This is a genomic window from Rhizobium sp. 10N427 (genome assembly GCF_056394605.1).
On record NZ_JBFTID010000020.1, the window covers coordinates 33385 to 45187 of the forward strand.

10 protein-coding genes are annotated in these 11803 nt (G+C 60.3%); 8 read left to right on the top strand and 2 right to left on the bottom strand.

Translation table 11 applies throughout. The features are described 5' to 3' along the window. The first annotated feature begins 1 nt into the window (after position 1). Positions 2–883, top strand: a complete 882-nt coding sequence (locus AC1DIJ_RS27855) for an LpxI family protein (RefSeq protein ID WP_112388114.1) — start codon at positions 2–4, stop codon at positions 881–883. Then, positions 880–2058 (top strand): lipid-A-disaccharide synthase, encoded by a 1179-nt coding sequence (lpxB, locus tag AC1DIJ_RS27860; RefSeq protein WP_477831707.1) that lies wholly within the window; start codon positions 880–882, stop codon positions 2056–2058. The genes AC1DIJ_RS27855 and lpxB overlap by 4 nt, the downstream gene beginning before the upstream one ends. Before the next feature lie 31 nt (positions 2059–2089). On the opposite strand, the gene gltA is transcribed toward lpxB, so the two are convergent. Next, on the bottom strand, positions 2090–3379 hold the full coding sequence (gltA, locus tag AC1DIJ_RS27865; RefSeq protein ID WP_112388116.1) for a citrate synthase: 1290 nt from the start codon (positions 3377–3379) through the stop codon (positions 2090–2092). A 513-nt stretch (positions 3380–3892) separates the two neighbouring features. Between gltA and AC1DIJ_RS27870 the strand changes: the two genes are divergently transcribed. Next, on the top strand, positions 3893–6097 hold the full coding sequence (locus AC1DIJ_RS27870) for a ComEC/Rec2 family competence protein (protein WP_477831712.1): 2205 nt from the start codon (positions 3893–3895) through the stop codon (positions 6095–6097). On the opposite strand, the gene lexA is transcribed toward AC1DIJ_RS27870, so the two are convergent. Then, positions 6078–6791, bottom strand: coding sequence for a transcriptional repressor LexA (gene lexA / locus AC1DIJ_RS27875; RefSeq protein ID WP_112388118.1), 714 nt, complete (start codon positions 6789–6791; stop codon positions 6078–6080). The two genes, AC1DIJ_RS27870 and lexA, sit on opposite strands and share 20 nt — an antisense overlap. A 203-nt stretch (positions 6792–6994) precedes the next feature. On the opposite strand from lexA, the gene AC1DIJ_RS27880 reads away from it, so the two are divergent. From AC1DIJ_RS27880 to pdhA, 5 genes are all read left to right on the top strand, one after another. Further along, entirely contained in the window at positions 6995–7873 is an 879-nt protein-coding gene (locus tag AC1DIJ_RS27880) for a VOC family protein (RefSeq protein WP_112388119.1), read from the top strand. After that, positions 7870–8715 (top strand): 3-deoxy-8-phosphooctulonate synthase, encoded by an 846-nt coding sequence (kdsA, locus tag AC1DIJ_RS27885; protein WP_112388120.1) that lies wholly within the window; start codon positions 7870–7872, stop codon positions 8713–8715. The genes AC1DIJ_RS27880 and kdsA overlap by 4 nt, the downstream gene beginning before the upstream one ends. 154 nt (positions 8716–8869) lie before the next feature. Beyond that, complete coding sequence (gene eno / locus AC1DIJ_RS27890) at positions 8870–10144, top strand: phosphopyruvate hydratase (protein WP_112388121.1); 1275 nt, start codon at positions 8870–8872, stop codon at positions 10142–10144. A gap of 144 nt (positions 10145–10288) precedes the next feature. Beyond that, positions 10289–10609: an FtsB family cell division protein gene (locus tag AC1DIJ_RS27895; RefSeq protein WP_112388122.1), complete on the top strand. Its 321-nt coding sequence runs from the start codon at positions 10289–10291 to the stop codon at positions 10607–10609. Positions 10610–10754: 145 nt separating this feature from the next. Then, complete coding sequence (pdhA, locus tag AC1DIJ_RS27900) at positions 10755–11801, top strand: pyruvate dehydrogenase (acetyl-transferring) E1 component subunit alpha (RefSeq protein WP_112388123.1); 1047 nt, start codon at positions 10755–10757, stop codon at positions 11799–11801. The last annotated feature ends 2 nt before the right edge of the window (positions 11802–11803 follow it).

The following is an 11803-nucleotide window of genomic DNA, read 5'->3' on the forward strand; positions in this document are numbered from 1 at the left end:
CGTGTCCGTTTCCGGCGACACCGCGAAGGGCCGTCTTGCGATCATCGCTGGAAACGGCCTTTTGCCGGCTTACGTCGCCGAGGCAGCGCGTGCCGCCGGCGATGAACCCTTCGTGATTTCATTGAAGGGAGAAGTCGACCGTTCCTGGCAGGGCTACGACCATGCCGTCATCGGCGTCGGCGATGTCTCCGCACTCGAAGCTATCTTCAGCAAGCATGACATCCGCCGCGTCGTGATGTCCGGTGGCGTTCGCCGCCGGCCGGAATGGCGGGAAATACGCCCGACCTGGAAGTCTGTCGTCAAGATCCCGTCGGTCGTCAGGACATTGATCTCCGGCGGCGATGACACCGTGCTGCAGATGGTGATCAAGCTCATCGAAAATAACGGCCGCCGCGTGATCGGCGCCCAAGAGATTGCCCCCGATCTTTTGGCTTCTGTCGGCTCTCTTGGTGCGGTGGTGCCGGGCAAGGACGATATCTCCGACATGCTGAAGGCCGCCGAGGCCGCCAATGCCTTGGGATTGCTGGATGTCGGGCAGGGTGCCGTGTCTGTGGGTGGACGCGTCGTCGCGCTCGAGGGACCCGAAGGTACCGACGGTATGCTGGAGCGGGTCGCATCGCTGCGCAATGCAGGGCGGATATCGGCGCGCCGCAAAGGTGTGCTCGTCAAGCTCTGCAAGCCGCAGCAGGATTTGCGCGCCGATCTGCCATCGATCGGCGTATCGACCATTGCCAATGCACAGAAAGCCGGTCTTGCAGGCGTCGCCGTCGAGGCGGGCAGGGCACTGATTCTGGAGAGAGATGAGATGATCGCTGCGGCGGATCAGGCCGGCCTTTTCGTCTGCGGCATCGACCGCGGCTTGCCGGGATGGGGGCTGACGTGAGCATCAGTCTGAAAATCGGTATCATTGCCGGAGAAGTTTCCGGCGACCTGCTGGGCGGCGATCTGATCGCTGCTCTGAAACAGATCCACAACGGCCCGGTCGAGCTTGTCGGCGTCGGCGGCGAAGCGCTGGAAGCCCAGGGCCTGAAATCGCTTTTCGACTATTCCGAACTGTCAATCATGGGCATCAGCCAGGTGCTCGCCAAGCTGCCGACGCTTTACAGGTTGATCCGCCAGACCACGGCGGCAATCATCGCCGCCAAGCCTGATGTTCTCGTCATCATCGACAGTCCAGACTTTACCCATCGCGTCGCCAAACGCGTACGCACGGCTCTCCCGGATCTGCCTGTCGTCAACTATGTCTGTCCGAGTGTCTGGGCGTGGAAGGAATACCGCGCACAACGCATGCTGGGATATGTCGATCATGTTCTGGCGGTCCTGCCATTCGAGCCCGGCGTGATGAAAGAACTCGGCGGGCCGGCGACGACCTATGTCGGTCACCGGCTGACGGCAGATCAGGATCTCATCGCGACACGAAACGCGCGCAGCGCAAGGGCAAACTCTGCCCAGCATGCCGTCAAGTCGATCATGCTGCTCCCGGGCTCGAGGGCTTCGGAGATCAACCGCCTGTTGCCGCATTTCGGCGATGCCGTGAATGAGCTCGTCTCGCGCAACGGCGAGATGCGCTTCATGCTGCCGACCGTTGCGAGGCGCGAGGCGCAGGTGCGCGAGATGATCAAGGATTGGCCGGTGAAGCCGGAGATCCTTGTCGGCAGCGAGGCGAAGTGGCGGGCATTCGCCGAAGCCGATGCAGCGATGGCCGCATCCGGAACGGTGATCCTGGAGCTGGGACTTGCCGGCGTGCCGACGGTGTCGGCCTACAAGATCGACTGGATCATGAAGCTGTTGACGGGCCGCATCAAAACCTGGACGGCTGCCATTCCGAACCTGATCGCCGATTACGCGATCGTGCCTGAATATATCAACGAGGTGGTCCGCGGCGGCAGCCTGTCGCGATGGATGGAGCGGCTGTCGGCAGATACGCTGCAGCGCCGCGCGATGATCGAGGGTTTCGATCTCGTCTGGCAGCGAATGCAGACGGACAAGCCGCCGGGACAAAAGGCGGCCGAGGTCGTTCTCGAGACTCTGGACAAGAAAAAACCCGGTCAGAAATGACCGGGTTTTTTTGTTTCACCGATACAGGCGCTTAGCGCTTGGAAACCGGTACGTAGTTGCGCTCCGCCTCGCCGATATAGAGCTGGCGCGGACGGCCGATACGCTGCTGCGGATCCTCGATCATCTCGTTCCACTGCGCGATCCAGCCGACGGTGCGGGCGAGAGCGAAGAGAACCGTGAACATGGTCGTGGGGAAGCCGAGAGCCTTCAGCGTGATGCCCGAATAGAAGTCGATGTTCGGGTAAAGCTTCTTCTCGATGAAATACTCGTCGGTCAGCGCGATGCGCTCGAGTTCCATCGCCACTTCGAGAAGCGGATCGTCCTTGATGCCGAGTTCGCCGAGAACTTCATGCGTCGTCTTCTGCATGATCTTGGCGCGCGGATCGTAGTTCTTGTACACGCGGTGACCGAAGCCCATCAGGCGGAACGGATCGTTCTTGTCCTTGGCGCGGGCAACATATTCAGGGATGCGGTCGACCGAGCCGATTTCCGAGAGCATGTTGAGGGCAGCTTCGTTGGCGCCGCCATGAGCAGGGCCCCAGAGGCAGGCAATGCCAGCCGCGATGCAGGCGAACGGGTTCGCACCCGAAGAGCCGGCGAGACGAACGGTCGAGGTCGAAGCGTTCTGCTCGTGGTCGGCGTGCAGGATGAAGATGCGGTCCATGGCGCGGGAGAGAACCGGATTGACCGTGTACTCTTCGCACGGAACGGCAAAGCACATACGCAGGAAGTTCGACGCATAGTCGAGGTCGTTCTTCGGGTAAACGAAGGGCTGACCGATGTGATACTTGTAGGCCATGGCGGCCAGCGTCGGCATCTTTGCGATCATGCGCAGCGAAGCGACCATGCGCTGGTGCGGATCGGTGATGTCGGTCGAGTCGTGGTAGAAGGCCGAGAGCGCGCCGACACAGCCGCACATGACGGCCATCGGGTGGGCATCGCGGCGGAAGCCGGTGAAGAAGCGGCTCATCTGCTCGTGCACCATGGTGTGGTGCGTGACGCGGTAATCGAAGTCCTTCTTCTGCGCTGCGGTCGGCAGTTCGCCGTAGAGCAGCAGATAGCAGACTTCGAGGAAGTCGCCGTGCTCGGCCAGTTGCTCGATCGGGTAGCCGCGGTGCAGCAGAACGCCTTCATCGCCATCGATGTAGGTGATCTTCGATTCACAGGATGCGGTCGAGGTAAAACCAGGATCGTACGTGAAGGAACCGGTGTTCTTGTAGAGTGCGCCGATATCGATGACATCAGGCCCAATCGTTCCGCTCTTTACGGAAAGATTGGCGGATTTGTCGCCGATTTTGATTGTTGCGCTTTGATCCGTCATTCTGATCCTCCAAATTGGCGGCGGCGCCATAAAAGCGCCATAGGGTTAAGCGTCCGCTCAGATTGCTATATGATAGCGCGCCTAATGCCAAGTTACCGTGACGCCATTTTGTGCATCGCAGTATCAACTTTTAGGCACTCCTGCGATGCTGTAAACGCATAGCGGAAGCCGATGATTTATTTAGGCTTTTTGCACTCACGTTTTTTCATCATTTTTCAATCGATTATTGTTGCTGAAACGCGCGCAGGGTTGCATTCTGGTTGTATTCTATCGGGTCATCAGGCTCTTTGCATGCCGGAGTTGAAAACCAGCGACGTCAGCACGATCACCATCGGTGCCGCGGCCAAATTGCCGCAGACGCCGCTGATGCCGCCTGCAGCGGGCTCTCTCTTCGCACCTGTTAATCTAGGTCACCGCCGGCAGCTTTCTATTCATGCTCTTCGGTCGCTCCAGCGCCGTGTTGTGCAAAGCCTGCCGGCCTGCGCTGTCGAAGAACTGGCTTATGGCGGCCGCATGTTGTTTGCGCCGGTGGCGCTCGGACTGGGCTCCGTTCTCTGGTTTGCCTGCGGCGCAGACATTTCACCGGCTGTGCCGCTTTCATGCGCAATCGCGCTACTTCTGCTGCTCGCAGTGACGGATCGCGGCCGGGAGTGGAGCCGGATCTGCCTAGTCTCCATGATGTTGATCGCTGTTGGCATCCTCGCCGCACAATTCGAGACCTGGAGAGCCGGTACTGTCGTTCTCGATTCGGCGGTAACGACAACGCTGACAGGCCGCGTAGAGCGGCGGGAAAGCGATGGCCGCGGCGGCTGGCGGTATCTGCTGGCGCTCAAGGCGACGGAGAACCCGGCGCTGAAACGGCCGCCAGAGCAGGTGATCGTGATTGCGCGCGGCCAGAAAGCGGAGTTCCAAACCGGGGCTTGGCTGAAGGGCAGGGCAAGGCTGACGCCGCCGTCAGGCCCCGCTCTTCCCGGCCTCAACGACTTTTCGTTCGGTGCCTATTTCGACGGCGTCGGTGGCAACGGTTTCTTTTATGGTGCCCCTGCCGTAGTTCCGGCGGCCGAACCCGGGCCCGGATCGATGCAGGATCGCGCGCTTGAATGGCTTTATCGCCTCAGAAGCGGCATCGGCGATCGTATCAGAGGTATCCTGCCTGGCGACACCGGCGCTTTCGCCGCCGCTCTCGTCACGGACGAGCGCCGCGCCATTTCGAGCGAGACGACCGAGGCGCTGCGCCAATCCGGGCTTGCGCATATCATTGCCATTTCCGGTCTCAACATGGCGCTGTCGGCAGGCATCTTCTTCGTCGGCTTCCGCAGCGTGCTCAGCCTGTTTCCGGCTGTCGTCCAGGCCTATCCCGTCAAGAAGATCGCCGCAGCCGGTGCGCTTGCCGCCGTCACCGCCTATTTCCTGATCTCGGGCTTCGCCGTCTCCGCCGAACGCGCCTTCATCATGATGGCGATCATGTTGGCCGCAGTCTTCTTCGACCGGCCGTCGATCAGTCTGCGCAACGTAGCCCTATCGGCGCTGGTGATCATTGTCCTCTCGCCCTTGGAGATCATGGGACCAAGCTTCCAGATGTCCTTCGCCGCGACACTGGCCCTCGTCGCGGGCTATGCGCTCTGGAAGGAGAGGCCGGTGCGCGACCGGCCCTTCGCAAAGTTTCGCGCAGTCAGGATGCTGTCTTCCGCCGCGGCGTTCTTCGGTGGCATTCTGCTGACCTCCGTCATCGGCGGCTTCTCGACCGCGTTGTTCTCGGTCGAGCACTTCCACCGGCTGACGGCCTATGGCCTGCCAGCCAATCTCGCTGCCATGCCGATCATCTCCTTCATCATCATGCCGTTCGGCCTCATTGCCATGCTGCTGATGCCCTTCGGCCTCGATGCATGGGCGTGGCAGGTGACGGGCTTCGGGCTCGATCTGGTGATCGCCATCGCCAGGACGGTTGCTTCATGGGGCGGCGATATCGGCGTCGGGCGCCTGGCGTCTTGGTATTTTCCCGCGGCGGTGACAGGTTTCCTGCTGCTGACTTTGCTGCGCAGCCGCATGCGCCATCTAGGCACCGCGATCTTGGTGGCATCGACGACAGCCGCCGCGATGTTGGGAGGTCCTCCGCCGCCGAAAATCGTGATTGCCGAGGACGGGAGCATGGCGGGCATCGTCAGTGACAACGGCCTCGCCACCAATCGCGAGCGGCCACCGGGCTTTATCTTTGATCAATGGAGGCGCGCTCTGGTGATCGATAAGCATTTGTCACCGGCGTTCCCGGCGCTCCCGGATATTCCAACCGCACCGCGCGGTGAAAGGCTGAAACTGACAGAGGCACAGCAGAACGACACCATGAACGCGATCAAGGCCAGTGCGACGGGCGAGCGCTTCTCATGCGTGAAAAAGGCCTGGTGTACGGCGAAGCTCGACAGTGGTTCGATCCTGACCGTGATCGAGAATGCGGCGTTCCTTGGCCCAGCCTGCGACATATCCGATATCGTCGTCACACCGGTTCGCCTGCGCCTCGATACCTGCCGCTCAGGCGCCCTGCTTTTCACCGGGGAGACACTGCGGAAGACAGGCGCTGTCGAGCTTCGTTTCCCCAATGGGATCGCCGAAATCACCACATCATTCGAGGGTCTCGACCGGCCCTGGACCGGCCACCGCGCCTACGATTGGCGCAGCGGCACTTTTGGTGAAAGCGAGACGCTCAGTGATAGCGGCGGATAAGGCCAACGAGCTTGCCCTGAACCTTGACGCGGTCCGGTCCGAAAATACGGGTTTCGTAAGCCGGGTTGGCAGCTTCGAGCGCAATGGATGCACCCTTGCGGCGAAAGCGCTTCAGCGTTGCCTCTTCGTCATCGACGAGAGCAACGACGATATCACCGGCATTGGCGGTATTGGTGTTGCGGATGATGACCGTATCGCCGTCGAAGATGCCGGCCTCGATCATCGAGTCGCCCTTGACCTCAAGAGCATAATGTTCACCGTTTCCGAGCATGTCGGCGGGAACAGTGATGTCGTGTGTGTTCTGCTGGATCGCCGAAATCGGCACACCGGCTGCGATCCGGCCCATGACCGGCACGGAGATCGACGTGTGATTGTCCTCGTTCGCCGGCTTCGGCGGCGCGACGGGCTGCGGCTTGCCAAGGCTGCCTTCGATGACGCTCGGCGAGAAGCCGCGGCGCGGCTGAATGCTCGGGCTGTAGGCTTCCGGAAGCTTGATGACCTCGAGTGCGCGCGCCCTGTTCGGTAGGCGGCGAATGAAGCCACGTTCTTCCAGAGCCGTGATCAGGCGATGGATGCCCGACTTGGAAGCCAGGTCGAGCGCATCCTTCATCTCGTCGAAGGACGGCGGTACGCCGGACTCCTTCATCCGCTCGTGAATGAAGAGGAGAAGCTCCTGTTGTTTGCGCGTCAGCATCGAAGTCTTTCCCCAGATTCGTGAAACAAAGCCAGAACGGACACTATATGTTCCATATGTGTTCCGCAAGTGCCTAAATATTGGTAAAACTTCCGATGATTTTTCGTCGTTTTTGAAAGTTTATTTGCCGCATTGGTGATCCACGCTTGCGCTTTGCCGGGCAGGGCGTGCAAATCTCTGCCGGCTTCACCGGAGGAACCGCCATGACGCATCCGCTCGATCATCTGGTACTGCCCGTGACCCATATCGACGTTGCCCGCGAGCGACTCGGGCGTCTCGGTTTCACCGTCGCGGCCGATGGCCGTCATCCGTTCGGAACGGAGAATGCCTGCGTCTTCTTGGCCGACAAGACCTATCTCGAACCGCTCGGTGTCGCGAGCCAAGCGGAGTGCGACGCGGCAGTCGCGAAGGGCAACAGCTTCGTCGCCCGCGATCAGGCCTTCCGCTTCCGCTGCGGCGATGATGGTTTTTCAGCCATCGTCTTCGGCACCGATGATGCCGATGCGGACAAGGCTTCCTATGACGGCGCGCAGCTCAGCGGCGGTGATATGGTCGAATTCTCGCGGCCGATCGTCATGCCCGACGGAACGCAGGCGACAGGCGCCTTCAAGCTCGCCTTTGCCGCCGATCTCCGGGCACCCGATGTCTTCTTCTTCGCCTGCCAGCGGATCAACGCCTTTCCGGCCGATCGCAAGGCACTGGAAACCCATGCAAACGGCGTCACCGGCATCAGCGAGATTGCCCTGAGCGCTGAGGATCCGCAGGCCTTCGCCGAATTTCTGGAGACGGCCAGCGGTGGAGTGGAGCCTAAGGAGGCGGCACTCGGCCTATCCTTCGAATTGCCGAACGGGAGACTTTCCATCTTCTCGAACGAGGGCATGGAGGCCTATTTCGATGCCGAGCCACTTGTCACCGATAACGGCCTCAGGGCGCGCGCAATCGTCTTTTCGGTCGGTGATCTGGCCGTGACAGCGGCGCATTTGGCTGCTAACGGGATCACCCATGTCAGTATGAACAATCGTCTGCTGGTGAAGCCGGCGCCGGGACAAGGCGCAATCTTTGCCTTCGAGGAGACCCAATGACAAATACCAATGCAGAAGTCGTCGCCGGCGAGAGTGCTGGACGCGTTACTTTTTCGAATACGGGCAAGCTGTCGCTGATCGCCGGTCCTTGCCAGATGGAAAGCCGCGACCACGCTTTCATGGTCGCCGGTGTTCTGAGCGAACTCTGCAAGTCGCTCGGTATCGGCCTCGTCTATAAGTCGTCTTTCGACAAGGCGAACCGCACATCGCTTTCCGCCGAGCGCGGCATCGGTCTTGAAAAGGCGCTTGAAGTCTTCTCCGATCTGAAGAAGGAATTCGGCTTTCCCGTTCTGACCGACATCCACACGGAAGAGCAGTGCGAGCAGGTGGCTTCCGTCGCCGACATCCTGCAGATCCCGGCCTTCCTCAGCCGCCAGACCGACCTTCTCGTTGCCGCCGCCAAGACCGGCCGGATCGTCAACGTCAAGAAGGGCCAGTTCCTGGCGCCCTGGGACATGAAGAATGTTCTCACCAAGCTGAATGCCAGCGGTAATCCGAACATCCTGCTCTGCGAACGCGGCGCCTCCTTCGGTTACAACACGCTGGTATCGGACATGCGCTCGCTGCCAATCATGGCCGCACTCGGCGCCCCTGTTATCTTCGACGCCACGCATTCCGTGCAGCAGCCGGGCGGGCAGGGCGGCTCGAGCGGTGGTCAGCGCGAATTCGTTGAGACCCTGGCGCGTGCAGCCGTTGCAGTCGGTGTCGCAGGTGTTTTTGTCGAAACCCACGAAGACCCGGACAACGCCCCGTCCGACGGCCCGAATATGGTCTATCTGAAGGACATGCCGCGGCTTCTCGAAAAGCTTCTCGCCTTCGACGCGATCGCGAAAGCGGCCTGACGTTCAAAAGGCTGACATGATCCTGTAATAGGCCTCGAATGAGGCCGGAAACGAAGGCATGTTAGGCGGCTCAAAAACGGCCATTGTAATTTGCGTGCCTTCGATTAAGACGATTTCAAACGATTTATCCCACCCACCGAGCAGGAAGAAACCCATGACTGCAATTACCGATATCATCGCCCGCGAGATTCTCGATAGCCGTGGCAACCCCACCGTCGAGGTCGACGTTTATCTGGAAGATGGCAGCATGGGCCGCGCGGCTGTTCCGTCGGGTGCCTCGACCGGCGCGCATGAAGCCGTCGAAGTTCGCGATGGCGGCAAGCGCTATCTCGGCAAGGGTGTCGAAAAGGCTGTCGAAGCTGCCAATACGGAAATCTTCGACGCCATCGGCGGCATCGATGCCGAAAACCAGATCCAGATCGACAACATCATGATCGAGCTGGACGGCACGCCGAACAAGTCGCGCCTTGGCGCCAACGCTATCCTCGGCGTTTCGCTCGCTGTCGCCAAGGCTGCCGCTGAAGCTGCCGGCCTGCCGCTTTACCGTTATGTCGGTGGCGCTTCGGCCCACCTGCTGCCGGTTCCGATGATGAACATCATCAACGGCGGCGCTCATGCCGACAATCCGATCGACTTCCAGGAATTTATGATCCTGCCCGTCGGTGCCGACTCGATCCGTGAAGCCGTCCGTATGGGTTCGGAAGTCTTCCACGTCCTCAAGAAGGAACTCTCGGCTCAGGGGCACAACACCAACGTCGGCGACGAAGGCGGTTTCGCACCCGGTCTGAAAAGCGCGCCTGAAGCCCTCGATTTCATCATGAAGTCGATCGAAAAGGCTGGCTACAAGCCCGGCGAAGACATCTATCTCGGCCTCGACTGCGCCTCGACCGAATTCTTCAAGGACGGCAAGTACGTTCTCGAAGGCGAGGGCCGCACGCTGGAGCCGGGCGCCATGGCCGAATACCTGGCGCAGCTCGCTGCCCAGTATCCGATCATTTCGATCGAAGACGGCATGGCTGAAGACGATTGGGACGGCTGGAAGGCCCTGACCGATCTGGCTGGCAAGAAGGTTCAGCTGGTCGGCGACGATCTCTTCGTCACCAATTCGGCCCGCCTGCGCGACGGCATCAAGATGGGCGTTGCCAACTCGATCCTCGTCAAGGTCAACCAGATCGGCTCGCTGACGGAAACGCTGGACGCCGTCAACACCGCGCACAAGGCTGCCTACACTGCCGTCATGTCGCACCGTTCGGGCGAAACCGAAGATTCGACGATCGCCGATCTCGCGGTTGCCACCAACTGCGGCCAGATCAAGACCGGCTCGCTGTCGCGCTCGGATCGTCTGGCAAAGTACAACCAGCTGATCCGCATCGAAGAGGGCCTCGGCCCGCAGGCCCGCTACGCCGGCCGCTCGATCATCCGCGGCTGATAGCCGTTAGCGATCGATGCCTTGAAACCCGCGCTTCACCGGCGCGGGTTTTTTCTTGCCCGCAAGAATTCATAGTCAACGGACGGTTAATCTCTCAGCGCTACTCTCATCGCATAGGTAATGCGTTTTAGAGCATGTGTGCGTATGTGGACAAAGCATCATAAGAAAAAGAAGATCGGCCGGTTCGTTGTTCCGGCTATGACGGTCGCCTTTCTTTCCTATTTCGGCTATCATTGCATCCATGGCGATTACGGCCTGCGTGCGACCGAGCTCTTCGAGCAGCGGCGCATCGCCCGCGAGAAGGAGCTTGCGACTCTGAAGGCCAAGCGCGAGCATATCGAACAGCAGGTCGCGCTGCTCAGCGACGGCTCTCTGGATAAGGATATGCTGGACGAAAAAGCCCGTTACCAGCTGAATATGTCACGCGCCGACGAGGTCGTGATATTCAATTCATATTCCAATTAACTGAAAACAGGTTAATCGTTAATTATATAGAGTTATCAGTGGTTTAATCCTGAATACGTGCCATGCATTTATGGCATTGCTGTGGCCATATTTCTTCCCTATGGTACGCGCCACCTAAGAACCACAAACCCATAGGGAGGGTTGAATGGCGCCGCGAAAGAACGCGACCGTTTCCAGCCGCAAGACCAGCGCAAAATCCGCAGCCAAGGCCTCGAATGGTGGTCCTGTCGCCGATTTCGATCGCGACGAGGAGCTCAAGGCTTACCGCGAGATGCTGCTGATCCGCCGCTTCGAAGAGAAGGCCGGCCAGCTTTACGGCATGGGCTTCATCGGTGGTTTCTGTCACCTTTACATCGGTCAGGAAGCTGTCGTCGTCGGCATGCAGATGGCGCAGAAGGATGGCGATCAGGTCATCACTGCCTATCGCGACCACGGTCACATGCTGGCAACCGGCATGAGCGCCCGCGGCGTCATGGCCGAACTGACCGGCCGCCGCAACGGCTATTCCCACGGGAAGGGCGGTTCGATGCACATGTTCTCCAAGGAAAAGCATTTCTACGGCGGACACGGCATCGTCGGCGCGCAGGTCTCGCTCGGCACCGGTCTGGCATTTGCCAACCGCTACCGCGGCAATGACTCGGTCAGCGTCGCCTATTTCGGTGACGGCGCGGCCAACCAGGGCCAGGTCTACGAAAGCTTCAACATGGCGGCACTCTGGAAGCTGCCGATCATCTATATCGTCGAAAACAACCGCTATGCCATGGGCACCTCAACGGCCCGCGCCACCGCACAGTCGAACTATTCGCTGCGCGGCTCCGGCTTCGGCATTCCGGGTGTACAGGTCGATGGCATGGACGTGCGCGCCGTCAAGGCTGCCGCCGACGAGGCGCTCGAGCACTGCCGCTCCGGCAAGGGCCCGATCATCCTGGAAATGCTGACCTACCGCTACCGTGGCCACTCCATGTCGGACCCGGCCAAGTACCGTTCCAAGGACGAAGTGCAGAAGATGCGCTCGGAGCACGACCCGATCGAGCAGGTGCGTCAGCGCCTCGTCGAAAAGGGCTGGGCCTCCGAAGACGATCTGAAGGCGATCGACAAGGACGTCCGCGACATCGTCGCCGACAGCGCCGATTTCGCCCAGAACGATCCGGAGCCGGATGCATCCGCGCTCTACACCGACATTCTGCTCTAATC